The organism is Cypionkella sinensis (genome assembly GCF_042646385.1).
Lineage (GTDB): Bacteria > Pseudomonadota > Alphaproteobacteria > Rhodobacterales > Rhodobacteraceae > Cypionkella > Cypionkella sinensis.
The window spans coordinates 1,941,884-1,968,494 of sequence record NZ_JBHRTO010000001.1 but is presented as its reverse complement, the minus strand read 5'-3'; the positions used below and the strand labels follow the sequence as shown (position 1 = coordinate 1,968,494).

Below are 26,611 nucleotides of genomic sequence, written 5' to 3'. Positions count from 1 at the left end.
GCCTGTGTCTTTCTGATCTGGCCTCACCGGGTGGCCTGTGCCTGCAACGTGAAGGCGGGCGCGGGTCAAGTCAAGCCGGGCTCGGGTGTCGTGCATGGCCGAAAGGTTAAAAATTCGTTAAATCGGCATCGTCAAGACATTGAAATAAAATAAACTTTTTTGGTCCCGAATTGGGACCATCCGCCCCGCCTTGTATTGCAGACCCCGGCAGGGCATTTATAGCCCGCAGTCGGCAAAGCGGTGAGGCAGGATGAAACTCTTTGTAGGCCTCGGAAATCCGGGCGCGAAATATGCGGGCAACCGCCACAATATCGGCTTCATGGCGCTGGACCGGATCGCGGCAGATCACGGCTTTTCCCCGTGGCGGCGCGGCTATCAGGGGCTGGTGTCAGAGGGTCGGTTAGGGTCGGAAAAGGTCGTGCTGCTGAAACCCGAAACCTTCATGAATCTCTCGGGCCAATCGGTGCGCGCGGCGGTGGATTTCTTCAAGATTGACCTTGCCGACATCACCGTCTTTCACGACGAGCTAGACCTCGCCCCCGGCAAGTGCCGCGTGAAACAGGGCGGCGGTCATGCCGGACACAACGGCCTGCGCTCGATCCACGCCCATCTGGGCGAAGCCTACGGCCGCGTCCGCCTCGGCATCGGCCACCCCGGCCACAAGGATGCGGTGGCCGCTTACGTGCTGCATGATTTCGCCAAGGCCGATCAGGATTGGCTCGACGACCTGTTGCGCGGCATCTCTGACGGCGCGCAAGCCCTCGCCGAAGGCGACGGAGGCCGCTTCATGAACGCCGTCGCCCTGCGCACCGCGCCGCCACGATCTTCGACGGCTGCGGAGGACAAGCCCGCCAAGCCAGCCAAACCGCTCCCCCCCGCAGAACCGGCGGCAGAGACCAGCCCACTCGCGCGCCTGAAAGATTTCTTCAAGTGAGCGCAGCCGTGCGCGCGATGTTTCGCAACCAAGCCGCAGGCTGTGAAAGCCTCGGCTCGCCGCTGACCGCGCGCGTGTTGACCATTCTCGCCGCCGCGATGACGCCGGGCCACAGTGTCGAGGACAGGGTGTTGGGATGGCCCGGCGATCTTTCCCGCGCGGGGGATGCGCTGGCGCTGCGATTGGCCGGGGGCCTGCATGGTCTGGTGTTAAGCGGCGCTGCACCGGAACTGGCGGCGTTCTACCGCGCGCCCGAGGCTGTTGCCGATCCCCAAGCAACATCCCTTCTGCTGCACACCCTGCGCGCCCACCCCGCGATCCTGCATCAATGGTTGGATCATCCGCCGCAAACCAATGAAATCCGCCGCTCTGCCGTGTTGATCGCGGCGGGACAGTTGCTGACCGCGCGGCTGGGTCTGCCGTTGGTATTGTCGGAACTGGGGGCGAGTGCGGGTCTGAACCTGCTGTGGGATCGCTATGCGCTGGATATCGGCGCGCAGTTTGGCCCGAAAGATGCGGCGATCCGGCTGAACCCGGTCTGGCGCGGGGCTTTGCCGCCCGATGCAGTGCCGCAGGTGGCAGCGCGGGCCGGGGTTGATCTGCATCCGCTGGACCCGGTGCGGGATCGCCTGCGAGCGCTGTCCTATATCTGGGCCGACCAGACCGAGCGGTTGGCGCGGACGCGGAAGGGGCTAGAGGCTTTGGCGGCTTACGGCCCGGTGGTGCAGCAAGACGACGCGATTGACTGGCTGGAAAAGCGCCTTGCCCAACCGTATCCGGGGCGCCTGCATCTGGTGTATCATACCATCGCTTGGCAATATTTCCCCGCCGCCGCAAAGGCACGCGGGTTGGCTTTGCTGGAAGCTGCCGGGGCGCGTGCCACCGCTGATGCCCCGCTGGCGCATCTGGCGATGGAGGCGGATGCGCAAGACCATGGCGCGGCTTTGACACTGCGGCTGTGGTGCGGTGGTGCGGCGCAGGATATCGCGCTCGGGCGCGCGGATTTTCATGGCCGCTGGATAGAGTGGGCCGCGCCTAGCGCCCAAGCCTGACAAGCTGCGCGACTGCGTCCGGGCCAAGGCGATAGTGGCCAGTGATCGGGAAATCAAACAGGCGGTCTTCTTCCTGCGCGCCTGCGCCGATGTTGTGCAGCACCTGCGGGCGGGTGCCGTCAGCGCTGCGGCTGTCCGAGATCAGGCCGATATGCGGCAGGTTGCCGGGCAGCAGCCATGTCACCACATCGCCGGGTTGGTAATCGGCGGCATCGCTGGTCACGGGCAGCTCGGCCCCGATCCGGGTGAACAGAGTTTGCAGGTTTGGCACGCGGCGGTGGTCGATGTTGCGGTCGGTGGACTTCAGACCCCATTGCTGCGGATAGGCCGAGAAATGCGCCTTCATATCGCGATTGACCGCCAGTTGCAGATCAACGTCCCAAGCTTTGCGCAGCGCGCGGATGATCACATCGGTGCAGACCCCGCGGGCCGGGTCCACATCGCCGCCGGGAAAGTCCAGACGCTGATAGCTGGGATCATAGCTTGTGGTGACGCCCACCTGAGCACGGGCTGCGGTGATCAGCGCCGGTGCCTCTTGGGCGGCGGCGGGCAGGGCGAGAAACAGGCAGAACAGCAGGATACGCATGGCGCGATCTTGCCCGCGCGGCCGCACCCGCGCCAGACCGGGAAGATGCTTCGGCATCTATCCGCCAAAGCTTTGATCAGCTATCAGAAGGCATGGCGATCACCCTGACCTCATTGTCCGACCTTGCGGCGCTTGGCTTTGATGACATCATCGACGCGCGCGCCCCTGCCGAATACGCCGACGATCATCTGCCGGGGGCGATATCCTTGCCGGTGCTGGATGATACCGAACGCGCGCAGGTCGGCACGATCTACAAACAGGTCAGCCCGTTCACCGCGCGCAAGATTGGTGCCGCACTGGTGGCGCAGAACGTGGCGCGGCATTTGCAGGGGCCGTTGGCCGACAAGCCGGGGGGCTGGCGGCCTTTGGTGTATTGCTGGCGCGGCGGGCAACGGTCAGGCTCGTTTGCGCTGATCCTTGCCCAGGTTGGCTGGCGGGTCGAGACGATTGCGGGCGGCTACAAAGCGTGGCGGGCGCTGGTGGTGAAGGCGCTCTATGACACGCCGTTTCCCTGCCCGGTGGTGCTGCTGGATGGCAATACCGGCTCGGCCAAGACCGAAATCCTGAACCTGCTGCCCGCGCGGGGCGTGCAGGTGCTGGATCTGGAGGGGCTGGCGCATCATCGCGGATCAGTGTTTGGCCAGCGCGGGCGGCAGCCGTCGCAAAAGGCGTTTGAGGGCGCTTTGGCGCTGGCCATCGCCCGGCTCGACCCCGCGCGCCCGGTGGTGATCGAGGCGGAAAGCTCGAAAGTGGGCGAGCGGCGCTTGCCGCCGTGGCTGTGGAAGGCGATGGCGGCAGCGCCCCGGGTCGCGATTGCGGCAGAGGTCTCGGCGCGGGCGGCGTATCTGGTGCGGGCCTATGCCGATCTGGTCGAGGATGGCGCGCGGCTGGCGGGGGTGGTGGCGCAGTTGCGGCCCTTCCACGCAAGCGCGCAGATCGACGCATGGCAGGCGATGGCCGAGGCCGGGGCTTTTGTCGATCTGGCGGCGGGGCTGATGCAGCAGCATTACGATCCGCGCTATGCCAAGCACCGCGCGCGGCTGGCGGTGCGCTGCGTGGATGTCACGGCAGCGGGATTGCGCCCGGATGATCTGGCGGGCTTGGCCGATCAGGTGGCGCGCGCGGCTCAGACGGTGATCTAGCGGCGCGGCGTGCCGCCGCACGGGTTTTTCTCGCCTGCGCCCTGCGGCTTGGCTCGGGCCCTGCCGCGCGCGGCAGGGCGGGCCTCCGGCGGGAGTATTTGCGCCAAGGTGAACGGGCTTAGCGCAGATGGATGCGCGGCGGGCCTGCGGTGATTTCGCCGATGATCGCAGAACCGGGGATAGCCCTGATCAGGGCTGCGGCATGGTCGGCGGGCACGGCAGCGAGCAGGCCGCCTGCGGTTTGCGGATCAAACAGCAGCGCCTTGAGCGGCACATCGGGGCCGGTGATGCGGCCAATGGCTTGGGCGCGGTTGGCCGGCGCAAGGCTGGAGGCTTGACCGGCAGCAGCCAAGGCCAGCGCCCCCGGCAGCAGCGGGATGGCATCGCTGTGCAGGGTGGCGGCGGTGCCGGATGCGTCGAGGATTTCCAGCAGATGGCCCGCAAGGCCAAAGCCCGTCACATCGGTCATCGCATGGGCGTGCGGCGTCAGGTGGCTGGCCGCAGGGCCGCTCGGTTGGCACATCAGCGTCAGCGCATGGGCGACGGCTTCGCCGAGAATCAGGCCCGGCACCCGTGCCATCGCCATTTCGGCGGCCATGATCGTGCCAGTGCCGATGGCTTTGGTCAGGATCAGCCTGTCACCCGGCCTTGCGCCGGATTTGCGGATGGCCTGCGCGCCAAGCCCGGTGACGGTGAAGCCGATGCTGAGTTCCGACCCGATCGCGGTATGGCCACCCACCACATCTGCGCCTGCGCCGCGAAAGACCGCCGCGGCTTCGGCCATGATCTCGGCCAGCATCTCGGCGGCTTTGGCGCCAGACATCCGGGGCAGGGTGATCTGCGCAAGCGCCACCTGCGGCGCGGCCCCCATCGCCCATATATCGCCCAAGGCGTGAATGGCCGCGATGCGTGCCATGATGCGGGGATCATGGGTAAGGCTGCGCAGATGGTCGGTGGTGATCACCTGCACGCCGCTTGCGGTGTTCAGGATGGCAGCATCGTCGCCGGGGCCAGAGGCGACCTCGGGGCGCTGTGGTGCAGGCAGGGCGGACAAAGCGGTGGCGAGATCGCTTGAGCCCAGCTTGGCCCCGCAACCGCCGCACATCGGCTTGTCGCCCATCGCCTCATACAACCCCGGCACGGCGGGAGTGGGCAGGGCGCGCGGCATGGCGGGGTAGGCGGCAAATTTCGCCATGAAGGCGCGGTCAATGCGGTCTTTCCACGCCCAAAGCCAAGCGCCATCCAGCGGCAGGCCCCATTTGTCGGCCACCGCAGATTTATGCCCGGTCGAGATCAGCTTGAGGTAATCGCGCTGCGGCTTAAAGGCGCGCATCGCGCCGCCCAGCAGGCGGGCGCGCAGGTTGTGCAGCAGGAACGGCGCTGCCCGCACTGCGTAAACCCCGGCCTTGGGGCGCGGCGCAAAACCCAGGTGCACGCAGTCACCCGCCGCGAAGATATCGGGGTCTGACGTTTGCAAGGTGTTGCTGACGCTCAGAAACCCATCATGCAGCGCAAGGCCGCTTTCCGCCAGCCACGGCTGCGGGCGGCTGCCAGCCACGGCGAGGGTGAAATCGGCAGGCAGCACGGCACCGCTTTGCAGCGTGACGCTGCCCGCGTGGAACGCGGCAGGCGCAGCCCCGGTGCGCAGTGAAATCCCCGCGCGGTCAACATGCGCGAGCATGGCGTGGCGGGCGCGGGCCCCGAGCGCAGGCAGGGCGGTTGGCCCCTGTTCCAGCAGGGTGACATTGGCCTGCGGCAGGCGATGCTTGCAGGCCAGCGCAAGCTCTACCCCGCCCACGCCCGCGCCGATCACCACCACCTGCGGCGCGGGCAGCGCGCGGGCGACAAAGCTTTCCCATCCATCTGCAAACGCGCCCATCGGCTTGGCGGCATGGGCATGTTGGCTGAAACCCGGCAGGCTTGGCAGATCAGAGGTGATGCCGATGTCGATGCTGCACAAATCGTAGGTCAGCGGCGGGCGGTGTTGGAAATGCAAGGTGCGGTTGGCAGGATCAATGCCCGTGACGCGATCCAGTATAAGCCGCGCTTGGGCGAAGCGGGCAAGGCGGACAAGGTCGATCATGATCTCGTCACGGGCGTAATGTCCGGCGATCAGGCCCGGCAACATGCCGGTGTAGGGCGCGGCAGGGGCTGGGTTGATCAGGGTCAGCCGCACACCGGGCAGCGGGTCCATCGCCCACATCCGCGCGACAAGCGCATGGGCATGGCCGCCCCCCACCAGCACCAGATCTTTGACGATGGGAATGTCGGTTTGCATGACGCTCTCGGTTGCTTGGCCGCAGTGGTAGCGCCTTGGCGGCCGGATTGCCATGGCGCGATGCTGCGGTTGCGCGGGCGCGCGGCCGCGGTTAGCGTTGTGCCATGAGATCACCCCAGCAGCGGATCGGCCTGACCCAGACCCAGCGGCTTGCGCTGAACACCAGCCTGCAAGCCTCGATTGCGATTTTGCGCACCGATGCGGCGGGCCTGACCCGGTATCTCGAAGAGCAGGCGGCAGAAAACCCGCATCTGCGGCTGGAACCGCCGCCGCAACCCGCGTTGCAGGATTGGCTGCCGCGCTGGGCGAATGTTCTGGGCGGGACCAGTGGCGGGTTGGGCCTAGCCGCGGAAACCGCCGATACCAGCCCCAGCCTGATGGCGCATGTGATGGGCGAGATCGAGGCGATGAAATTCGCACCGAACGATCTGAAAATCGCCATTGCTCTGGCCGAGGTGCTGGAGCCTTCCGGTTGGCTTGGTGCCGAGTTGCGGCAGGTGGTGGCCGAGACGCGGGCAACGCAAGCTGAGGTCGAGGCCGTGTTGCACCGCTTGCAGCAGATGGAGCCGACGGGGATCTTCGCGCGCAATCTGGCCGAATGTCTGCGCCTGCAAGCCATCGAGGCCGGGGTGCTTGACCGCGAAATGGCCGCTGTGCTGGCACATCTCGATCTGCTGGCCACGGGCGATCTGGGCCGCTTGGCCAAGGCCTGCCACATCCCCGAAGCGGCGGTGTTGCAGCGCTTTCGCGCCATCCGGTCGATGAACCCCAAGCCGGGGGCGCAATTTGCCAGCATCAGCGCGGCGCAAATGCGCGAGCCTGATCTGGTGGTGAAAGCCACCGCAAACGGCTGGAGCATCGCGCTGAACCGCTCGGCCCTGCCGACGTTGCGGGTGACGAAATCGGATGCAGGCTCGGCAGCCGGTCTGACGCAGGCCAAGGCCATCGAGCGTATGGTCGAGGCGCGCAACACCACCCTTTTGCTGGTGGGCCGCGAAATTCTGGCGCGACAGCAAGAGGCGATCCGGCTGGGGCCGGTGGGCCTTGCGCCGATGACCATGGCCGATCTGGCCGAGGCCTTGGGCTTTCACGAAAGCACCATCAGCCGGGTGGTGGCGGGGGCCAGCCTTGACAGCCCGCGTGGCACCTGGTGGCTGCGGCAGATGTTCAGCCCGGCGCTGGGCGGCAATGGCCAGCCGCTCATTTCCGCGGCGGCGATGCGCGGGCGCTTGGCACGGCTGGTCGCGGCGGAAAACCCCGCACGGCCCCTGTCGGATGAGGCGCTGGCCATGGCGCTGACGATTGACACCGGCGTCACCATCGCCCGCCGCACCGTCGCGAAATATCGCGAGGCCGAGGGGATTCCTGTCGCATCCCGGCGCAAACGCAAGCCAGTTCTGCCGCGAATGGGCCGAAAAGGTCGCGCAGAGGGCTGACTTCGCCCCGCCGCCCCGTTATCGCTGGGGCGAAATCAAGCGGGAAGACAGATGGCGCATTTTTTGGGCGTGGATACGGGTGGCACCTACACCGATGCGGTGATCGTCGATGAGGCCGCCGATCTGGTGATCGGCAAGGCGAAATCGCTGACCACGCGGGCCGATCTCGCACTGGGCATTGGCCGCGCGGTGGATGCCGCCTTGGCGCAATCCGGGGTGGCCGCAGCCGATGTGGCGCTGGTGTCGCTGTCCACCACTTTGGCCACCAATGCCTTGGTCGAGGGCCAAGGTGGCCGCGTCGCGCTGATCTTTGTCGGCTTTGACGAGGGCGATCTGGAACGCGGCGGCCTGATCGAGGCGCTGAAGGGCGACCCCGTGGTGAAAATCGCAGGCGGTCACAGCCATGCTGGCGTTCAACTCGCCCCCCTCGACATCGCCGCGCTTGAGGCACATCTGCGCGATCTTGGCCCGCAGGTGATGGGCTTTGCCGTGGCCGCGCGCTTTGCCACCCGCAACCCCGCGCACGAAGTCGCCATCCGCGATCTGATCCGTCGCATCACAGGCCGCCCCGTTACCTGCTCGCACGAACTTTCCGCACAACTGAACGGGCCGAAACGCGCGCTGACCGCCGTTCTGAACGCGCGCCTGATCGGCATGATCGACCGGCTGGTTTCCGCATGCGAGCGGCATCTCGCCTCGGTCGGCATCACCGCCCCCCTGATGGTGGTGCGCGGCGATGGCGCGTTGATCTCGGCGGCAATGGTGCGCGAACGCCCGATTGAAACCATCCTCTCGGGCCCCGCCGCCAGCATCGTCGGCGCGCGTTGGCTGACCGGGGCCAAGGATGCGCTGGTGTCCGACATCGGCGGCACCACCACCGATGTCGCCCTGCTGCGCGATGGCCTGCCCGAGATTGATCCGCAAGGCGCCCGCGTCGGCGGTTTCCGCACCATGGTCGAGGCTGTGGCGATGCGCACCTCTGGCTTGGGCGGCGATTCCGAGGTGCATCTGATCACCGAAGGCCTGCTCGGCGGGATGCGCCTTGGCCCGCGCCGTCTGATCCCGGTATCGTTGCTGGCGTCCGAACATGGCCCGATGGTCCACGCCGCACTCGACAGGGCGCTCGCCTCTGACAAAGCGGGTGACATGGACGGGCGCTTTGTCGTGCCGATGGCCGGGCAAACCGGCGGGCTTTCCCCGCGCGAACTCACCGTGCTGGAACGGATCACCGCCCCAATGCCGATGGCGCAGGTGCTGACCACCCGGCTGGAAATCGCAGCCCTCGAACGCCTTGTCGCGCGCGGTCTGGTGATGATCTCTGGCGTCACACCTTCGGATGCCAGCCACGTGCTGGGCGGGCTGGATGCTTGGGATGCGTCCGCCGCCGAAAAGGCGCTGGAGATCTTGGGCCGCCGCCGCAATGGCGCGGGCGAGCGGTTTTCAACCGAACCGAAAGCCTTGGCGCAGGGCATTGTCGATCAATTGACGACGCAGACCGTCGAATGTCTGCTGGAAGCCGCCTTTGATGAAGACACCGCCTTTGCTGGCGAAAGCCCCGAGGTGCTGGCGCGGCATACCCTGACACGCGCGGCGCTGTCGCGGCATCGTGGTGTGATCGAATTCACCGCCCGGCTGGGCGTTCCGGTGATCGGGCTGGGGGCGTCTGCGCCCTATTATTACGGTGCGGTGGGCACAAGGCTGGGGTGCGAGATGATCTTGCCCGAACATGCCGGGGTCGCCAATGCCATCGGGGCGGTGGTGGGCCAAGTCAGCCAGCGCGCCACAGCGATGGTGACAAGCCCCGGCGTTGGCCGCTTTACCGCGCATCTGCCCGACGGCCTGCAAAGCTTTACTGACCCCGAGGCCGCGATGGTGGCCGCCGAGACCGCGCTGACACTGGAAGCCAGCCGCCGCGCCAAACTTGCAGGCGCGGAAGACCTGCGCATCACCACCGCCCGCGATCTGCGTTCCGCCTTGGTTGAAGGTCAGCCGATGTTTGTCGAGGCGACAATCTCTGTCACAGCCTCGGGCCGCCCCCGCGTCGCCCATGCCGTGCCGGAAGAGGTAGAGCTGTAACGCCTCCCACCTAGTCCCAAGGCGACCGCGCGGTATCCCTTCCAACGCCGCCCCGGACTTGATCCGGGGCCTCGTCTGATCACCGGAATCGCCGCTCGGTCGGGCTGGTTTGGGCCACGGCACTGCCAGACCAGATCACGGCAAAACGTGCTAAGAAACGGGTCAGAGCCCGACTTTTTCGGTTTTTACACAACATCTTGTGGTGATTGGTGTCGTGAGACACAAGTCATTCCCAGATGGGAAGAACGCCCGTTGTCGAAGCGGCCCCTGCCTGCCAGCCCAACCTGCGCTGAAATCCCACAAATCACCCCGATTACCCCCAGAATACCCCTTGACGCCCCCCGCCCCCCAAACTACTCACCGCGCCAGTGGCGAGGTAGCTCAGTTGGTTAGAGCACACGACTCATAATCGTGGGGTCGAGAGTTCAAGTCTCTCTCTCGCCACCAGCAAAATCCGAAAATAAAGTTTCCGTTTGCTGGTGGCAGCCATCGCTTTTTTGGCGTCAGGCATCGCTGACGCAGGCGTCGAAATACGGCACCAGCGCCCGCGCCACCGCCGCCCGCAACAGGGCAGGGGCGGTCCTGCCGGTTTGGCCCGTCATCACTTCCGCATAAGCCGCGCCAAGGTGCTGCGAGATCAGGGGTTCAGGAATATCCATATCGCCAAACAGCGCCATCAGATCGGCAACAGCGGTTTGCGCAGCCGGATAGGTCCAGTAATAGCGGATGCGGTCGGAATAGCTGTAATGGCGTTGCAGATGCTGGTGCAGGGGCGTGCCGTGGTAGTATTTCGCCCAGTATTGCGGCTTGTTCTGCATCAGCGATTCCATAGCCCCCCGCAGCGAAGGGCGATCTGGAAACAGCACATCAGCAATGTGATCCAACCCATAAAGCGCCTCGCGCAGCGCAAAGGTCAGGCCTGGGCCGACTTTCAGGATGCCAAAGCCATCCTGGACCAGATCGGCCAGCGCCTGCGGGGTCTGATAATCGGTGGAATGCGCCTCAAACAGCATGGGCAGTTCCGACAGGCACCCCACCAACCCCCGCGCAGCAGGACGGTCGTAGGCGACGACGTTTTCATTGCCAAACTCCACCCCCGGCTGCACCACAAGCCCCACAACACGGTCAAAAGCGGCGGCGATGCCTTCAGCGGCAAAGGCTTGGCGGTGCAGATTGGCGGTGGTGATGGCAGCTTCGGGGGCGGTGGGGGTCAGCCCCTCAACCTCCTCCCACGCGCCACCGGGCACGGGAACTTCGGTGCCGATGATATAGACGGGCGGGGTCGGACTGTGGGCCTCAGCCACGGCAGCCAGTTGCGCGTTGCGGCGGGCGATGGTGGCATCGAGCAGCGGCGTCGGATCATCGGCGCAAGACATGCTGGCATCCAGATGGATCTTGCCAAACCCCGCCTGCGCATAGGCCGCGACCATATCGCAAGCCTTCGCCATCGCCTGCGCCGCTGGCAATGCCGTCCAGGGGTTCGGGCCAAGGTGATCACCACCCAAGATTAATCCAGCCGGATCAAAGCCTTCCTCGGCAGCGATCCGAAGCACAAAGCTGCGAAAATCCGCCGGAGTCATGCCCGTATAGCCGCCCTCGTGGTTGACCTGATTGCAGGTCGCCTCGATCAACACCGGCGTACCACGCGCCCGCCCCATCGCAAGGCTGGCGGCGATCACCACCGGATGCGCCGAGCAGATCGACGGAATCCCCCGCACCCGACCCGTTTTCCGGGCAGGGGCAAGGGCCAGAAGGGCTGCGGTGGACATGGCGGGCTGTTCCTTTTTGATCAAATTGGCGCGGCAGCTGTTCTGAAAAAATCATAAGTGATCAATATCGTGATTGACAGTGATTATTTTCGGCCGCTCTATAGGGTAACGCAAAACAGGGCTTCCATGAAGATTGATCGCGCCACAGCCATCCGGCAGCACCTTTTCGCCAAGGGCTACAGCTCGATTGCCGAAATCGCGGCGGCGGTGGGGGCGTCTGAGCCGACGGTGCGGCGGGATCTGCTGACGCTGGAGGCCGAGGGGCAGATTTTGCGCACCCATGGCGGCGCGCAGATCGCGGAAACCTCGGGCGTTGAGGTGGCGTTCGAATCGCGCGAACACATCAACCTGCCCGCCAAGCGCGCGATTGCCGAGGCGGCCTATCAGATGCTGCGCCCGGAAACCTCGGTGTTTCTGGATGCCGGGACGACGGTGCTGCAACTGGCGCGGCGGCTGCGGCTGCATCCGATGCCGCTGCGGGTGTTCACCAACTGCCTGCCGGTGGCGCAGGTGCTGATGCCGGTGGCTGAGATTGGCGTGACCTTGCTGGGCGGCAGTTTGCGGCGCCAGAATGCCTCGATGGTGGGGCCGCTGGCCGAGGCGGCGCTGGAAAAGCTGTGGTTTGACCAGTTGTTTCTGGGGGTCGGGGCGGTTTCGGACAAGGGCGAAATTTCCAGCCAGGATGAGCAGGAAGCGCGGCTGAACGCACTGATGCTGACGCGCAGCAAAGCGCCCGTGATCGTCGCCGATGCTGACAAGTTCGGGCCGCAACTGACCTATGGAGTGGCGCATCTGGGTGCTGCGATGCGGGTGCTGACCGATGCGCGGCTGACGGCAGAGTGGCATGGTGTGCTGAATGGTCTGGGCTGTGCCGTGACTGTGGCCGAGGCGGCATAATGGACCGGGTTCTGGGCCTCGACAGTGGTGGCAGTAAGACCGATGCGGTGGTGATCAACCGTGCGGGGCGGGTGCTGGCGCGGGCGCGGGCCGAGGGATTGGACCCGGCCGCGAGCGCGGATTGGCCCGAACGGCTGGCCGATCTGGCAGCAAAGCTGGGGCCGGTATCGGCCGCTGTGCTGGGGCTGCCCTGTCACGGCGAAATCGCGGCGGTGTCGGCGCGGCAGGTGGCGGTGGCTGCCGATCTGTTCGGGCCGCAGGTTGTGGTGATGAACGATGTCGCAGTGGCGTTTCACGGCGCGCTGGCGGGGGACGATGGGGTTCTGGTGCTGGCGGGCACGGGTTCGATGGCCTGGGCGCATGGCCCGCTGGGCACGCAGCGCGTCGGCGGCTGGGGGCATCTTTTTGGTGACGAAGGTTCGGCGCATTGGATCGGGCGGGCGGCTTTGGCCTTGGCCAGTCAGCATCTGGATGGCCGCCAACCGCCTTCGGGCTTTGCGCATGGGTTATTGCGCGAGATGGGTGTGGCGGCGCCTGATCTGCTGGCTTGGGTCTACGCGCAAGACAGCCGCGCGGGCATCGCCTCGGTGGCGGCGATGGTCTCGCGCCTTGCCGATGCAGATTTGGCCGAAGCCGTGGCACTGATGTCCGAAGCGGCTGGGCATCTGGCACTGGCGGGGCAGACGGCGGGGCGGCTGGCGGGGCTTGAGCCGCCTTTCGCGTGGAGTTTTGCGGGCGGCGTGATGCAGGACGCAACAGTGCGCGCCGCACTGACGGCAAAGCTGGGTGCGCCGCAGCCACCCGCGCTTGCCCCGGTAGGCGGCGCGGCACTGGCCGCCGCACAGAAGGTGGGATGGCAGACGGGGCCAGAGTTTATCGCGGCCCTGAATGCAGAGATTGGTTAACGCGCAACGCCCCGGAACAGGGGCAGACAACAACAGGGTGATACAATGAACAGACGGCATTTTCTTCTTTCTGCCTCGGTCTTGGGCCTTGCGGCACTGGCCCCTGGCTTGGCGCTTTCGGCAGGCACTCTGGCGGTGTTGCTGCCGCCTTGGGTGACGCTGCCGAAAGAGATGACCGACACCTACAAAGGCGGCGGTCTGGATATTCAAACCCTCGGCTGGGATGAAATCCGCACCAAGATTGTCACCTCGATGCTGGCCAATACCGCGCCCGCGAGCGTGACCGAGATGGATTGGAGCTGGGTTGGCCAGTTCGGCTCGGCCGGCTGGTATGATCCGCTGGATGCGGTGCTGTCGGATGAGTTGAAGGCCGATCTGCCGACCACCTCGATCTTCACCTACGATGGCAAGCTGATCGGCGTGCCTTATAATAACGATTTCCGCGTGCTGATCTACAATGCGGCGCATCTGACCAAGGCGGGCGTGGCCGTGCCGAAAACCCCTGCCGAATTGCTGGATGCGGCGCGGGCGGTGAAGGCGGCCAAGATCGCGGATTATCCGATCGCGCTGCCGCTGTCGGCGTCTGAGGGGTCGGCAACTGCGTGGTATCTGTTGACCAAAGCCTTCGGCGGCGATCTGTTTGACGCTGATTTCAAGCCTTTGTTCACCGATCCGGCCTCGGCTGGCTATCAGGCGATGGCGTTCGAGATTGCCGCACTAAACGAAGGGCTGATTGATCCAGCGGCGACCAGCCTGAAGGATGTCGAGGTGCAGGAGTTGTTCAAGGCTGGCAAGGCGACCTTCGATGTTGCGGGCTGGGCGGGCAACTTGGCGGTCTATAGCGACGCCGCGAAATCGCAGGTGGCAGCGGATGTTGCAGCGGCGCTGATGCCGAATGTGAACGGCAAATCGCGCACCTTTGGTTTGCCGGGGGCCTTGGGCATTCCGATGAACGCCGAGAACAAGGAACAGGCGGCGGGCTTTATCCAGTGGATGCTGGAGCCTGCAACGATGGAGGCGAACTATCGCCTGCTGGGCAATCTGCCGACGCGGTTGTCGGTGTTGAAAACCCTGAACGAGGCCGGGAACCTGAAACAAGGCGATGTGCTGATCGCGCAGGCCGAGGTGGTGGAGCCGTTGTTCGCGCAGGGCACGCCGGGTTGGTATCCCGAGTTTTCGGGGGCCGTGGCCACCGCGCTGAACGCAGCGGCGAAGGGGCAGTTGACGGTGGATCAAGCGGTAGCGCAGATCGCGGAAGCGGCTGCGACGGCGCAAGAATAACGGCTGGCGCGGGGGAATGGCCTTGCAGATCAAACTCCCGCGCTTTGGCAAGGACGCGCGCCTTGGGCTGGCCTTGGCCTTGCCTGTGGTGCTGATCATGGGCGGGCTGGTGTTCTTGCCGCTGCTGTCGACCCTGTTCGACAGCCTGTTCCGCATCGAGCCGATGAAACCTGGCACGCCGTTCGTGGGTGTGCGCAACTACAGCAATCTGCTGAAAGACAGCACCGTCAACGCCGCATGGATCACCACGGCGATCTATGTCGTGCTGGCGGTGGTGATCGAAACCGTGGGCGGTCTGGCGGCGGCGCTGCTGTTGAACCGGATCACCATCGGGCGGCGGTGGTTGCTGGCGATTGTTGTGCTGCCGTGGTGCCTGCCGCCGGTGGTCAATGCGATCATCTGGATGTGGATTTACAACCCCAGCTATGGCCTGCTGAACGGCCTGCTGCTGAGTGCCGGCATCATCGACACGCCGCAGGTCTGGTTCAACAACCGCGAAACAGGGCTGCTGCTGATCTCGGTGGTGCATGCGTGGCGGATGATGCCCTTGACGGTGATCATCCTGCTGGCAGCCCTGCAATCCATCCCGCAGGAGCTATACGAGGCCGCACGTCTGGATGGTGCAACCGCATGGCAGCGCCTGCGCAAGATCACCCTGCCGCTGATTGCCCCCGGTCTGGCGATTGCGCTGTCACAATCCACCGTCTTTGCGGTCAACCTGTTTGATGAGGCTTGGATACTGAACGGAGCGTCACTCGATACGCGGTCTGTGATCATTCAGGTCTATGTGCTGGCGTTCCAGAACATGAAATTTTCCGGCGGCATGGCGCTGTCGGTGCTGACCATGGTCGTCTCGTTGGCGGTATCGCTGATCTATGTGCTGCGGGTCTACCGTGAAACGAGGTTCGAATGAACCGCCGCTTGAAACATCTGCCGGGGCAGATCGGCCTGTGGCTGGGCGTAGCCGTGCTGGTGCTGTGGTCGGTGGGGCCGGTCTATTGGTCTTTCGTCACCTCGATCACGCCGCCCAATGCGCTGGTGTCCAACAGTTTGCATCTGTGGCCCGAAGCCGCCACATGGCAGCACTACGCCAAGCTGTTTGGCGCAACCTCGACCTCGCAGGGCAATGAGGTGGCCTCGGTCTGGCCGCAATTCTCGCGCGCTTTTGTCAACAGCCTGATAACCTCGCTGGCGGCCACGGTGCTGGTGGTGATCATCGCGGCCTTTGGCGCTTGGGCCTTTGTGCGGCTGGAGTTTCCGGGGCGCAATGTGCTGTTCGTGCTGGTGGTGGCGACGCTGGCGATCCCGGCCTATACGGTGATGATCCCGCTCTATCGGCTGATGATTTCGATGGGGCTGATTGACACCTACACCGGGGTCACGCTGATCTATGTCTCGGCCTTTCTGCCCTTGGCCCTGTGGCTGATGCGCTCGGTCTATCAGGCGATGCCCTTGTCGCTGGAAGAGGCCGCTTGGCTGGATGGGGCCTCAAAGCTGAGGGCCTTTGTGCAGGTGGTGCTGCCCTTGGCGGGGCCGGGTCTGGTCGCCTGCGGTATCCTGACGTTTCTGTCCGCCTGGGGGCAGTTCATGGTGCCCTTGGTGTTCTCGCCCACGCTGGCCACCAAGCCGCTGACCGTGCTGATCCCCGAATTCGTCACCCGCAATTATGTCGATTACGGGCTGATGAACGCCGCCGGGATCGTCGCCATCGCCCCACCGCTGCTGCTTGTAATGTTTCTCAACCGATATCTCGTCTCGGGCCTAATGGCCGGGGCCGGAAAATAACTGACTGTAAGGAAAGCGAAAATCATGCCCGCAACCATCACCGAGACCGTCATCCGCCGTCAGTTCCCCTATTGGGAGGCCGCGCTGCGGCAGGATATGCCAAAGGTGCGCGCGCAAACCGTTGTGATCACCGGCTGCGGCACCTCGTATTATCTGGCGCAGGTGATCGCCTGTGCGTTCAACGCGCGTGGCCAGGCGGCGCTGGCGGTGCCGGGGGCGGAATGGGCGCGCAGGCCGGAGTGTTATTTGGCCGGATCGCAAGATGTGTTGGTGATCGGGCTGTCACGCTCGGGCACCACGTCGGAGACCGTGCAGGCGATTGAGGCCAGCCGTGCGCGCGGCTGGCGCACACTGGCAGTGTCGTGCGAGCCGGAGTCGACCATCCTGCGCGCGGCAGAACAGGCACTGTATATCCCGACTGATCCCTCCGAAGGCATCGTGATGTCGGTGTCGGCCAGCCTGATGCTGCTGGCCGGATTGCGCATGGCGGGGGTTAATCTGTCGGGCCCGATTGCCGCCGATGCCGCCGCCGCGATGGCGCGGCTGGATGCAGAACTGGCACCTGTGCTGCACGGGCGCAGCCATTTTGTCTATCTTGGCGCGGGGCCAAACTATGGCATGGCAACCGAGGGCGGTCTGAAGCTGCAAGAGATGAGCATTTCCTACAGCCAGTCGTTTCACCCGATGGAATACCGCCACGGTCCGGTGTCGCTGATCGACACCACGTCGTTGGTGGTGATGCTCTATTCGCAAGCCACCGCAGCAGAAGAGGCGCTTGTGGTTGCCGAATTGCAGGCCAAGGGCGCGGTGGTGATCGGCTTCAACGGCCCCGGCGATCTGCGCATCGATCTGGGATATTCCGATGAGGTCAACGCGCTGGTCTGCCTGCCTGCGTTGCAGATGCTGGGGGAACGGGTGGCGCTGTCAAAAGGCATCAACTCGGAAGCCCCGCGGCATCTGAGCAAAGTCGTCGTGTTGCAGTAATCGAATATCCGAGGACCAAATGGCCGAAGTTTCCATCCGCGATGTGACAAAATCCTACGGCAGCACCAAGGTGATGCACGGGGTCAGCTTTGACGTGGCGGATGGTGAATTCGTGGCACTGGTCGGCCCCTCGGGCTGTGGTAAATCCACCCTGTTGCGGATGATCGCGGGGCTGGAGGAGATCACTTCGGGCACGGTTGCCATCGGTGGCCGTGTGGTGAACGAGGTGGAACCAAAGGCCCGCGACATCGCCATGGTGTTCCAAAACTACGCGCTTTATCCGCATATGTCGGTGCGCGACAACATGGGGTTTTCGCTGCATCTGCGCGGCGCGGGCAAGGCCGAGATCGCGGCTGCGGTTGAGAAGGCGGCGGATATTCTGGGTCTGACGCCCTATCTGGATCGCACGCCCAAGCAGCTTTCCGGCGGACAGCGGCAACGGGTGGCGATGGGGCGGGCGATTGTGCGTCAGCCTGCGGTGTTCCTGTTTGACGAGCCACTCTCGAACCTGGACGCCGCACTGCGCGTGCAAATGCGCGCCGAAATCAGGGCTTTGCACGAACGGCTTGGCACCACCTCGATCTTCGTCACCCATGATCAGGTTGAAGCAATGACGATGGCTGACCGCATTGTCGTCATGCGAGCCGGGCGGTTGGAACAGGCGGGGCCACCGCTGGAACTGTATGATCGCCCCGCCAATGCCTTTGTTGCGGGCTTCATCGGATCACCGGCGATGAACCTGCTGGCGGCGCAGGCGGGGGAGGGGCAGGTGCGTCTGGCTTCGGGGCAGATGTTGCCGATCGACGGCGCGGCAGATGGTGCGGTGCTCTATGGCATCCGGCCCGAGCATCTGGCGCTCTGCGCTCCCGATGCCGATGGCGCTATTCAGGTGCGGGTGTCCAGCGTTGAAAGCACCGGCACGGCGATGTTCGTTTCGGGCGAAAGCGATGGCCTGACCCTGAACGCGCTGTTCACCGACCGGCCTAGTCTGAAGCGCGGTGATCTGATCGGGCTGCGGCCCTTGCCGGGGCTGGTGCATCTGTTCGACGCGGCGACGGGCCTGCGGCTGAATTAGGTCTCAGGCCACCCGCTGCCCCTGCACCCAAGTGCCGCGCAACACCGCGGCACCGGCCACCCGCGCCACCCGGATCATATCGCCACGCGCGCCCAGCGCGAGCGTGCCACGATCCGCCAACCCCGCCGCCTGCGCAGGCGCTTGCGTCACGCAAGCGACCCCGCGCGCCACATCGCCCCACAGATCGCCCAGCAGCAGCGCCGCCGACAGCAGCGCCGAGGGCACATAATCGGACGAGACGATGTCCAACAGATCAGCCTCGGCCAGCTTGCTTGCCGCGACATTGCCCGAATGCGAACCGCCCCGGATCAGGTTTGGCGCGCCCATCATCACCTTGATGCCCTGCGCATGGCAGGCTTGGGCGGCTTCCACTGTGGTTGGAAACTCGGCAAAATGCGCGCCGTGACATGCCGAGACCGCGACCTGCTCGGCAGTGGTGTCATCATGGCTGGCTAGCACCGCGCCAAAGCGCTGCGCTTCGGCCACGGCGGCGGCCTCATGCGCATCCCCCAGCCGCGCGGAAATCGCCACTTGCTCGGCCACATGCGATTCAAACTCTGCCTCTGACAGCCCATGCTTGCCACAGACATAGGCACGCAACTGCGTCAGATCGCGAAACTGCCGCTGCCCCGGCGTGTGATCCATCAAAGACACGATGCCGATACGGTCATCGGGGCCGAATTTCGCCAGTTCCGCAATCAGCGTTTCCGAGCAAACCTCGGCCCGGAGATGCAGGAAATGGCTGATTTTCAACGCGCCCTTTTCCCGCAGGCCAAGAATTTCATCCGCCAGCAGACGCGCATACTCGCCGTAATTCATCTTCTTCGACGAGGTGATCGAGCCGACCCGCAGCGCATCAAACACTGTGGTAATCCCCACGCTGGCCAGTTCGGCATCATGCGCGATGATCGCGCTGGCATGCGGCCAGTTGACCTTGGGGCGCGGCTCGATGTGACGTTCCAGATTGTCGGTGTGCAATTCGATCAGACCCGGCATCAGCAGATCACCCATGCAATCCACCGCGCCCGCAGGCACACCAGCGCCCTGATCTAGTGCAGTGATCGTGCCGCCTTCCACGCGGATCGCGCCATGGATCACTTCGGTCGGCAGAACCAGCATGGCATTGGCAAGGATCGTCTCGGTCATCATCGGGCTTTCATTGTGCTTATGTGCGGCAAATGGCAGAAAACTGTCACAGCGGTGTGACGATTGGGCAGTAAGGGCGGGCAGCATGGATCAGATGAAACGCTTTGCGATCTACTACGCGCCCGAGCCGGGGGCATTCGCCGATGCAGCCGCCGCTTGGCTGGGTTGGGATCTTGCCTTCGGTCAGTTTGTGCCGCAGCCCGCCCTCGCCCTGCCGCGCAGTCTGGCGGAGGTGACGGCAGAGCCGCGCAAATACGGCTTTCACGCCACGCTGAAGCCGCCGTTCCGCTTGGCCGAGGACGTGAGCTTTGCTGATCTGACGCAGGCCACGGCAGAGCTTGCGCAAAGCCTTGCGCCGCTGACCCTGCCAGGATTGCAGATGGTCAACCTCGACGGCTTTCTCGCCCTGACGCCAACCGACGATCAAACAGCGCTGCAAGCCTTCGCAGCCCAGATCGTGCAACAGTTGGACTCGCTGCGTGCCAGCCTGACCCCCGCCGAAATCGCCCGCCGCCGCCCTGAACGCTTGACAATGCGCCAGCGCGAATTGCTGGGTACTTACGGCTATCCCTATGTTCTGGAACAGTTCCGCTTTCACCTGACCCTGTCCGGCCCGCTGGCTTCGGACGAAACCGCCATCGCGACAGCCGCTGCCCGCCATTTCGCGGGCCTGATCCCGCAGCCGTTTGTCATCGCAGAGGTTTGCCTGTGCGGCGAGGATGCTATGGGCCAGTTTCACCTGCTGCACCGCTACGCCCTCAGCGCTTGAAGCAGCTTGGCGATGCCCTGCGCAGGCGTCGCATCATTGCTGATCTCCTGGGCCGCAATACCCTCGGGCAAGGCATGATTGGCGCGCTGCAACCGTGCCAGAATATCCGCATGGCTTTCGCGCCCGCGTGCCGCCAACCGATCGGCCAGCACGGCAAGCGGCGCACTAATCTGGACCACCCGTAGCCCCGGAAACACCGCCAAAGCCGCCGACAAAGCCGCCCGCGAGCCATTGATCAACACATCGCGCCCCGCCGACAAGGGCGCAAGCTCGGCATGTGGCACCCCATAGCACAACCCATGCGCCTGCCAGTGCAACGCAAATGCGCCCGCCTGCAACCGCGCCTGAAACACCGCTTCGCTGACGCCTTCAAACGGTTCGCCGCCCGAAGTTTCTGGCCGCGTGATCACCCGCCGCGCCCAGTGCAGCGCCGGATTGGCCGCCACCGCACCGGCCATAAGCGTATCCTTGCCTGCCCCTGATGGCCCCACGACCATGAACACCCTTCCGTTCATGCGGCAGCCTTCGGCGTAAACGCCCGCACATCGACCACCCGGTCGCACACCCGGTCGCGCGCAGCTTCATCGTGGAAAATCCCTAAGATCGCCGCCCCGCGCGCCTTGGCTTCCTCGATCAGCGCCAGCACGACCTCGCGGTTCACCGCATCCAGACTGGCGGTCGGCTCGTCCAGCAGCAGGGCAGGATAGGGATGCGCAAAGCCGCGCGCGATGTTCACCCGCTGTTGCTCACCGCCCGAAAACGTCGTCGGCGATAGCGCCCACAGCCTCTGTGGGATGTTCAGCCGCGCCAGCAGCTCTGCCGCCCGCGCACGTGCCTGATCCCCCGGCACGCCAAGGTTCAACAACGGCTCGGCCACCACATCCAGCGTTGGCACCCGCGGCACCACCCGCAGGAACTGGCTGACGTAGCCCAACACCTGACGCCGCAACGCCACGATCTGCCGCGGCTCTGCCCGCGCCACATCCAGCCCCCCCACCAGAATGCTGCCCGAAGCCGCCAGATAGTTGCCCCAGACCATCCGCATCAGGGTCGATTTCCCGGCCCCTGATGCACCGATCAGGCCCACACATTCGCCAGCACCCACATGCAGATTGGCCCCCGCCATCACCGGGATCACCGCAGCGCCTTGATTGTGCAGGGTAAAGCTTTTGCCAAGGTCACGGATATCAATCATAGCCAGCGCTTCCATTTGAAAAAAAGATAGGTTCCACTCGCCGAAGCCAGCATCAGGATCAGCGCCAGCGGATAGCCGAACCGCCAGCCCAGTTCGGGCATATAGGCAAAGTTCATCCCGTAAAGGCTGGCGATCAGTGTCGGCGGCATGAACAGCGCCGCCACCACCGAGACGATCCGCACCGTCACGTTCTGCGACAGGTTGATCATGCCAAGCGTCGCATCCGAGGTCAGCGCCAGACGTGAGCCGAGGAAATCGGCATGCACCTCCAGCGCCTGCAAATCGCGCATCAGGCCCTTCACCAAAGGGCGCAGCACATCGCCCCCGGCCCGATCCGCCAGCGTCTGCCCGAAAAAGCTGACCGCGCGTTCAACCGTCAGCAGGCCCAACCGCACCCGGCCCAACAGATCGCCCTCGCGCCCGACCTTTTCCAGCGCCGCCTGCAAGGCATCGGCCTGCAAGCCATTCGCCCCGCCCGAATAAATCCCGGAAGCAACATCATCCAAACCGCGCCCGATACCTTCCAGAATATCGGCCATCCGGCCGATGATTTCTTCAATCAAGCCCAGAAACAGCCGCTCGGGCCGATCACAGCCGGGGCCAACCTTGTCGGCGCGGGCAGGGTAGGTTTCAAACGGGCGGGGCGCGTGGTGGCGCACGGTGATCAACCGCTCGGGGGACAGGATAAAGCAGACCGGGCCAGAGATCGGCGCCTTGCTTTCCGACAGGCCGGGCAGCACCACCGTCATATGATCAGCGCCGCCTTCGCGATACAGCCGGTTGGAAATCTCGATCTCCTCCATATCCGCCAGCGTCGGCACTGGCAGACCCAGACGCGCCACGTCGGCGGCCTGGTTGGACAGGGGGCGATAAAGGTCGATCCACAAGGCGGCTGTCAGATCAACTGGCAGCGGCATCTGGATCAACCCGCCAGCTTCGGGGCGATAGGCAAACAGCATGTCAGACCTGCAAAACCGAAGACACCAGCAGTTGTGTATAGGCGTGCTGCGGATCGTCCAGCACCTGATCGGTCAGGCCCTGTTCGATCACATGGCCGCCTTTCATCACCATCAGCCGATCCGCCAGCAACCGCACCACCGCGAGATCATGCGTCACGATGATCGCCGATAGCCCCATCTCGCGCACCAAGCCGCGCAACAGGTCCAACAGCCGCGCCTGCACCGAGACATCAAGGCCGCCAGTCGGCTCGTCCATGAACACCAGCCGTGGCCCCGTCACCAGATTGCGCGCGATCTGCAAACGCTGCTGCATCCCGCCGGAAAACGCGCGCGGGCGGTCGTCGATGCGGTCGGCGGCAATTTCCACCCGGCCCAGCCAATCGACCGCTGCCGCGCGAATGTCGCCGTAGTGGCGCGCGCCAATCGCCATCAACCGCTCGCCGACATTGCCGCCCGCCGACACCCCCATGCGCAAACCATCGCGCGGATTTTGATGCACAAAGGCCCAGTCGCTGCGCGCCATGCGCCGCCGCTCAGCCTCGCCCATCGTCAGGGTGTCGCGCAAACCAGCGGCAGTTTCAAACAGCACGCGCCCGGTGTCCGGCTTCAGATGCCCTGCAAGACAAGACAACAGCGTCGACTTGCCTGAGCCGCTTTCGCCGACAATCCCCAGAACCTCGCCGGGAAACAGATCAAACGACACATCCGCACAGCCAATCCGGCTGCCATAGTTTTTGCTCAGCCCCTGCACCGAAAACAACGGCTTGGCGGCATTCACCTTGGCCCAAATACTCAAATCCACCGCCCCCATCACGCACCACCTTTCAGAACCGGAACCCCCAAGGCCCCCCGATGCCCCGCCGCCTGCCGAGCGCGGCAAAAGTCGGTGTCCGAGCAGACAAACATCCGGCTGCCCTGATCATCGGTGATCACCTCGTCAAGATAGCTGTCCGAGGCTCCACACAGATCGCAATCATGCGGGGCTTTGCTGGCTTCAAACGGGTGGTCGTCGAAATCGAGGCTGACGACATGGCTGAACGGCGGCAGCGCATAAATCCGCTGCTCGCGCCCCGCGCCGAACAGTTGCAACGCCGGGCTGCCCGACAGTTTCGGATTGTCGAACTTTGGGATCGGCGACGGGTCCATCACATAGCGCCCCTCGACCTTCACCGGATAGGCGTAAGAGGTGGCAATGCTGCCGTGGCGGGCGATGTCTTCGTAGAGTTTGACGTGGATCAGCCCATATTCTTCCAACTCGTGCATCTTGCGGGTTTCGGTTTCGCGCGGTTCCAGAAAGCGCAAGGGTTCCGGGATCGGCACCTGATAGACCAGAATTTGCCCCTCGGTCAGCGGCGTTTCCGGGATGCGGTGGCGAGTCTGGATCAGTGTCGCCTCTGCCGTCGCTTCGGTCACGACGACCCCGGCGGTGCGCTGGAAAAACTTGCGGATCGATACGGCGTTGGTGGTGTCATCCGCGCCTTGGTCAATCACCTTCAATCGGTCGTCCGGCGTGAGGCAAGCCGCAGTCACCTGCACGCCACCGGTGCCCCAGCCATAAGGCATCGGCATCTCGCGGCTGGCAAACGGCACCTGATAACCCGGCACCGCCACCGCTTTCAGAATGGCGCGCCGGATCATCCGCTTGGTCTGCTCATCCAGATAGGCGAAGTTGTAGGCTTCGGTTGGCGTAGGGTTCGCGTGCAGTGTCATCGGGAAAGCTCCTCGGCCAGATGCTGCAAACAGCCCGGCAGGTTGGACAGAATGGCGTCTGGCGGCAGATGCAGGGCGCGGAAGCCTTCTGCCGCGAACCAGGCCGTATCATGGGGGCCAAGGCCAGAATCCACCTGAACCACCAGGCGCCGTTCAAGGCACAGAAAATCGACGATTTTTGCACCTATCGGTGCCTGACCGCGAAATTTCAGCCCCAGAAACTGGCGATTGCGCAGAGCAGTCCACAGCGCTTGTTCTGCCGCAGTCAGGGATTGGCGCAACAGTCGCGCCTCTGCTGTTTCTGTCAGGCTTTGGCGCATCGTTTCCCTCACCCTAACCCTCTCCCCAAACGGGAGAGGGGATTTCGAATGACGAAAATCTTGCCCGAAACAGGGTAAGGATTTGGTTAACCGCAGCGGGGCGACGCCAATGTCACACGCGCATCCCTGTTCCCTCTCCCACTTTGGGAGAGGGTTAGGGTGAGGGGGCGCGGCAAATACCGTCATCACTCGGCCGCCTCGGCATGGGCTTCGCTGCGCAAGCGGCGCACCAATTCCAGTTCGGATTGGAAATCGACATAATGCGGCAGCTTGATATGTTCCAGAAACCCGGTTGCCTGCACATTGTCGGCGTGCATCAGCACGAATTCCTCGTCCTGCGCCGGGGCACCGCTGTTGTCCTCGCCCAGTTCCGCCCAGCGCAACGCCCGATCCACCAGACTCATCGCAATCGCCTTGCGCTCTGTCTGACCGAACACCAAGCCATAACCCCGAGTGAACTGCGCAGGCTCGGTCTTGCTGCCTTTGAACTGGTTGACGGTCTCACATTCGGTCACTTCGATCTCGCCGATCTCGACCGCGAAGCCCAGTTCGGGAATGTCCATCTCGACCGCCACCGCGCCGATGCGCAACTCGCCGACGAACGCATGGGTGCGGCCATAGCCGCGCTGCGTCGAATAGGCCATAGAGAGGATAAAGCCCTCGTCGCCGCGCGTGATGGCTTGCAGACGCAGCGCGCGGCTGGCTGGCAATTCCAACGGCGCGCGGGTCAGATCGGGGGCAATCGCATCGCCGACAGGCTCGGAGGCGATCATGCCATCGCGGTCCAGCATCGCCATCACATGCGGCACGGCTGCCATCGTCGCCGGAGCGGTCGCGGCCTGCGTCCCTTCGCCTTCCGCTGCCAGTTTGAAATCCAGCAGCCGGTGAGTGTAGTCAAACGTCGGCCCCAGCACCTGTCCACCCGGCAAATCCTTGAACGTCGCCGAAATCCGCCGGATCACCGCCATCGCAGCCGTATCCACCGGGCGCGATACTCCCAGACGCGGCAGGGTGGTGCGATAGGCGCGAATCAGGAAGATCGCCTCGATCAGATCGCCGCGCGCCTGTTTGATCGCCAACGCCGCCAGATCCGCGTCAAACAGCGAACCTTCGGCCATCACCCGGTTCACCGCCAGCGTCAGTTGCTCGCGGATCTGCGCCACCGACAATTCGGCCACGCCCAGATCGCCTCGGCGTTCCTCGGCAAGCCAAGCATGGGCATTGTCGATGGCGCGCTCTCCGCCTTTGACTGCGACATACATCAGACAGCCTCCACGCGGGTAGATCGGGGCAGGGCCGCGACGCGGCTATCGCAGGTGAAAAAGCAATCAAACCCCAGCGGAAACAGCGCGCGATTGGCCTGAAACGCCACGATTTCCGGCAGCGACAGATACGCCACATCGGCGATCCCAGGCCCGCGCAGCGCAGCACCTGCGGTGGCCAGTTCTGCCATCTCGACGATCAGCGTGGCCGAGCGGTCGGGATAATCCGGCACCCCGATGGCAAACCGATCCAGCGGCTGCAACGCCGCCCAATCGCCCACCGCAAACATCGCATCCTCTGCCGCAACCAGTGGTGCGCCACTGTGAAAGGTGATCCAATCGCGCACAGCCGCGCAATCGTAGGCCCCGGCCAGATGCAGTGGCGTGGTGCCATCGCACAGCGTCAAAATTAGCACTCCAGCGGCCACCGACAGCGGCGCGGGCGGCAATGCCCCCTCAAGCCGATGGATCGTCCCCGGCTGCGACAGCGCCATCAAGCCCGCGCGAAACGCATGGGCGCTTTGCACCGCAGCTTGCGCGAACCCGGCTGACAATACATCCTTCATTGATCCTCCCCCCGCACCAGCGTGAAAAACTCGACCTTGGTGGCCGCTGCCTTGGCGGCGCGGTTGGCACGTCGGGCGGTTTCTGCGTCCTGCAAGGGCGTCAGCACCGCCGCCTGCACCTCTGCCGCCTCAGCGGTCTGCATCAGCGCATCCACAGCCGCCGCCCGCAGCGCATGTCCCTTGTCCCGCCCATGCACATGCGCATGGCCGACAGCGCCCGACGCCAGACGCAGGCTGCACCGCGTCACCGTCATCTCGCCCAGATTGAACGGCAACCCGGTGCCGCCGATCCGGCCCTGTACCATCACCGCGCCGATTTCGGGCTGGCGCAGCAGATCATGCGATGGCAGGGCGGGAAACAACTCTGCCAGCCGCGCGGGCTTGGCGCGGGCCAGCAGGCCCATCCAGGTCTTGCGGGCGCTTATCACCGCTTCAGGGTTGTCATGCGTCATTTTGATCCCGACATCTTGCAAACTTGTCTAGA

Annotated in this window: 26 protein-coding genes and 1 tRNA gene; 14 read left to right on the top strand and 13 right to left on the bottom strand. The window is 64.5% G+C overall.

Annotation, left to right across the window (positions count from 1 at the left end; all coding sequences use genetic code 11):
• The first annotated feature begins 250 nt into the window (after positions 1–250).
• Positions 251–934 (top strand): aminoacyl-tRNA hydrolase, encoded by a 684-nt coding sequence (gene pth / locus ACFOGH_RS09785; protein ID WP_380072885.1) that lies wholly within the window; start codon positions 251–253, stop codon positions 932–934.
• Positions 931–1,986 carry a DUF2332 domain-containing protein gene (locus ACFOGH_RS09780; protein WP_380072884.1) on the top strand — a complete coding sequence of 352 codons (1,056 nt, stop codon included), beginning with the start codon at positions 931–933 and terminating at the stop codon, positions 1,984–1,986. The genes pth and ACFOGH_RS09780 overlap by 4 nt, the downstream gene beginning before the upstream one ends.
• Here the strand turns inward: ACFOGH_RS09780 and ACFOGH_RS09775 are convergent.
• Positions 1,970–2,629 carry a DUF1287 domain-containing protein gene (locus ACFOGH_RS09775; protein WP_380072883.1) on the bottom strand — a complete coding sequence of 220 codons (660 nt, stop codon included), beginning with the start codon at positions 2,627–2,629 and terminating at the stop codon, positions 1,970–1,972. The genes ACFOGH_RS09780 and ACFOGH_RS09775 overlap by 17 nt on opposite strands.
• Before the next feature lie 35 nt (positions 2,630–2,664).
• Between ACFOGH_RS09775 and mnmH the strand changes: the two genes are divergently transcribed.
• Complete coding sequence (gene mnmH / locus ACFOGH_RS09770; RefSeq protein ID WP_380072882.1) at positions 2,665–3,714, top strand: tRNA 2-selenouridine(34) synthase MnmH; 1,050 nt, start codon at positions 2,665–2,667, stop codon at positions 3,712–3,714.
• Positions 3,715–3,832: 118 nt separating this feature from the next.
• Here the strand turns inward: mnmH and selD are convergent, their stop codons facing one another.
• Positions 3,833–5,992 carry a selenide, water dikinase SelD gene (selD, locus tag ACFOGH_RS09765; RefSeq protein ID WP_380072881.1) on the bottom strand — a complete coding sequence of 720 codons (2,160 nt, stop codon included), beginning with the start codon at positions 5,990–5,992 and terminating at the stop codon, positions 3,833–3,835.
• 104 nt (positions 5,993–6,096) lie between these two features.
• On the opposite strand from selD, the gene rpoN reads away from it, so the two are divergent.
• The 3 genes from rpoN to ACFOGH_RS09750 all read left to right on the top strand — a co-directional run bounded on the left by rpoN (position 6,097) and on the right by ACFOGH_RS09750 (position 9,951).
• Positions 6,097–7,428: an RNA polymerase factor sigma-54 gene (gene rpoN, locus ACFOGH_RS09760; RefSeq protein WP_380072880.1), complete on the top strand. Its 1,332-nt coding sequence runs from the start codon at positions 6,097–6,099 to the stop codon at positions 7,426–7,428.
• A 51-nt stretch (positions 7,429–7,479) separates the two neighbouring features.
• Positions 7,480–9,504, top strand: a complete 2,025-nt coding sequence (locus ACFOGH_RS09755) for a hydantoinase/oxoprolinase N-terminal domain-containing protein (protein ID WP_380072879.1) — start codon at positions 7,480–7,482, stop codon at positions 9,502–9,504.
• Positions 9,505–9,874: 370 nt separating this feature from the next.
• Positions 9,875–9,951: transfer RNA gene (locus ACFOGH_RS09750), tRNA-Met, on the top strand.
• A gap of 56 nt (positions 9,952–10,007) precedes the next feature.
• Here ACFOGH_RS09750 and ACFOGH_RS09745 read toward each other — a convergent pair.
• The gene (locus ACFOGH_RS09745; RefSeq protein ID WP_380072878.1) at positions 10,008–11,273 is read right to left on the bottom strand and encodes a D-tagatose-bisphosphate aldolase, class II, non-catalytic subunit; all 1,266 of its coding nucleotides are present in this window, start codon (positions 11,271–11,273) and stop codon (positions 10,008–10,010) included.
• A 126-nt stretch (positions 11,274–11,399) separates the two neighbouring features.
• Between ACFOGH_RS09745 and ACFOGH_RS09740 the strand changes: the two genes are divergently transcribed.
• From ACFOGH_RS09740 to ACFOGH_RS09710, 7 genes are read left to right on the top strand one after another with little or no spacing between them, the layout of a single operon-like run.
• Complete coding sequence (locus ACFOGH_RS09740) at positions 11,400–12,170, top strand: DeoR/GlpR family DNA-binding transcription regulator (RefSeq protein ID WP_380072877.1); 771 nt, start codon at positions 11,400–11,402, stop codon at positions 12,168–12,170.
• Positions 12,170–13,075, top strand: a complete 906-nt coding sequence (locus tag ACFOGH_RS09735) for an N-acetylglucosamine kinase (RefSeq protein ID WP_380072876.1) — start codon at positions 12,170–12,172, stop codon at positions 13,073–13,075. The genes ACFOGH_RS09740 and ACFOGH_RS09735 overlap by 1 nt, the downstream gene beginning before the upstream one ends.
• Positions 13,076–13,120: 45 nt before the next feature.
• Entirely contained in the window at positions 13,121–14,356 is a 1,236-nt protein-coding gene (locus ACFOGH_RS09730; RefSeq protein WP_380072875.1) for an ABC transporter substrate-binding protein, read from the top strand.
• A 16-nt stretch (positions 14,357–14,372) separates the two neighbouring features.
• On the top strand, positions 14,373–15,269 hold the full coding sequence (locus tag ACFOGH_RS09725; RefSeq protein ID WP_380072874.1) for a carbohydrate ABC transporter permease: 897 nt from the start codon (positions 14,373–14,375) through the stop codon (positions 15,267–15,269).
• Positions 15,266–16,141, top strand: a complete 876-nt coding sequence (locus ACFOGH_RS09720; protein ID WP_380072873.1) for a carbohydrate ABC transporter permease — start codon at positions 15,266–15,268, stop codon at positions 16,139–16,141. The genes ACFOGH_RS09725 and ACFOGH_RS09720 overlap by 4 nt, the downstream gene beginning before the upstream one ends.
• 24 nt (positions 16,142–16,165) lie before the next feature.
• On the top strand, positions 16,166–17,125 hold the full coding sequence (locus ACFOGH_RS09715; RefSeq protein WP_380072872.1) for an SIS domain-containing protein: 960 nt from the start codon (positions 16,166–16,168) through the stop codon (positions 17,123–17,125).
• A 19-nt stretch (positions 17,126–17,144) separates the two neighbouring features.
• Entirely contained in the window at positions 17,145–18,200 is a 1,056-nt protein-coding gene (locus ACFOGH_RS09710) for an ABC transporter ATP-binding protein (protein ID WP_380072871.1), read from the top strand.
• A 3-nt stretch (positions 18,201–18,203) separates the two neighbouring features.
• Here ACFOGH_RS09710 and ACFOGH_RS09705 read toward each other — a convergent pair whose 3' ends face one another.
• Positions 18,204–19,346 (bottom strand): alpha-D-ribose 1-methylphosphonate 5-triphosphate diphosphatase, encoded by a 1,143-nt coding sequence (locus ACFOGH_RS09705; protein ID WP_380072870.1) that lies wholly within the window; start codon positions 19,344–19,346, stop codon positions 18,204–18,206.
• Between the two features lie 85 nt (positions 19,347–19,431).
• On the opposite strand from ACFOGH_RS09705, the gene ACFOGH_RS09700 reads away from it, so the two are divergent.
• A complete protein-coding gene (locus ACFOGH_RS09700) occupies positions 19,432–20,115 on the top strand; it encodes a DUF1045 domain-containing protein (protein ID WP_380072869.1) in 684 nt (227 codons plus the stop codon).
• Here ACFOGH_RS09700 and phnN read toward each other — a convergent pair.
• The 9 genes from phnN to phnG form a co-directional block, all read right to left on the bottom strand.
• Positions 20,097–20,630, bottom strand: a complete 534-nt coding sequence (gene phnN, locus ACFOGH_RS09695; protein WP_380072868.1) for a phosphonate metabolism protein/1,5-bisphosphokinase (PRPP-forming) PhnN — start codon at positions 20,628–20,630, stop codon at positions 20,097–20,099. The two genes, ACFOGH_RS09700 and phnN, sit on opposite strands and share 19 nt — an antisense overlap.
• Positions 20,627–21,310 (bottom strand): phosphonate C-P lyase system protein PhnL, encoded by a 684-nt coding sequence (phnL, locus tag ACFOGH_RS09690; protein WP_380072867.1) that lies wholly within the window; start codon positions 21,308–21,310, stop codon positions 20,627–20,629. Before phnL ends, phnN begins: the two co-directional genes overlap by 4 nt.
• Complete coding sequence (locus ACFOGH_RS09685) at positions 21,307–22,269, bottom strand: magnesium transporter CorA family protein (protein ID WP_380072866.1); 963 nt, start codon at positions 22,267–22,269, stop codon at positions 21,307–21,309. Before ACFOGH_RS09685 ends, phnL begins: the two co-directional genes overlap by 4 nt.
• A 1-nt stretch (position 22,270) precedes the next feature.
• Positions 22,271–23,047: a phosphonate C-P lyase system protein PhnK gene (phnK, locus tag ACFOGH_RS09680; protein ID WP_380073988.1), complete on the bottom strand. Its 777-nt coding sequence runs from the start codon at positions 23,045–23,047 to the stop codon at positions 22,271–22,273.
• A gap of 32 nt (positions 23,048–23,079) precedes the next feature.
• On the bottom strand, positions 23,080–23,979 hold the full coding sequence (locus ACFOGH_RS09675; RefSeq protein WP_380072865.1) for an alpha-D-ribose 1-methylphosphonate 5-phosphate C-P-lyase PhnJ: 900 nt from the start codon (positions 23,977–23,979) through the stop codon (positions 23,080–23,082).
• A complete protein-coding gene (locus ACFOGH_RS09670) occupies positions 23,976–24,299 on the bottom strand; it encodes an endonuclease domain-containing protein (RefSeq protein ID WP_380072864.1) in 324 nt (107 codons plus the stop codon). Before ACFOGH_RS09670 ends, ACFOGH_RS09675 begins: the two co-directional genes overlap by 4 nt.
• Before the next feature lie 185 nt (positions 24,300–24,484).
• Entirely contained in the window at positions 24,485–25,561 is a 1,077-nt protein-coding gene (locus ACFOGH_RS09665; protein WP_380072863.1) for a carbon-phosphorus lyase complex subunit PhnI, read from the bottom strand.
• A complete protein-coding gene (phnH, locus tag ACFOGH_RS09660) occupies positions 25,561–26,127 on the bottom strand; it encodes a phosphonate C-P lyase system protein PhnH (RefSeq protein WP_380072862.1) in 567 nt (188 codons plus the stop codon). The genes ACFOGH_RS09665 and phnH overlap by 1 nt, the downstream gene beginning before the upstream one ends.
• Positions 26,124–26,579, bottom strand: a complete 456-nt coding sequence (gene phnG, locus ACFOGH_RS09655) for a phosphonate C-P lyase system protein PhnG (RefSeq protein WP_380072861.1) — start codon at positions 26,577–26,579, stop codon at positions 26,124–26,126. The genes phnH and phnG overlap by 4 nt, the downstream gene beginning before the upstream one ends.
• Positions 26,580–26,611 lie beyond the last annotated feature (32 nt).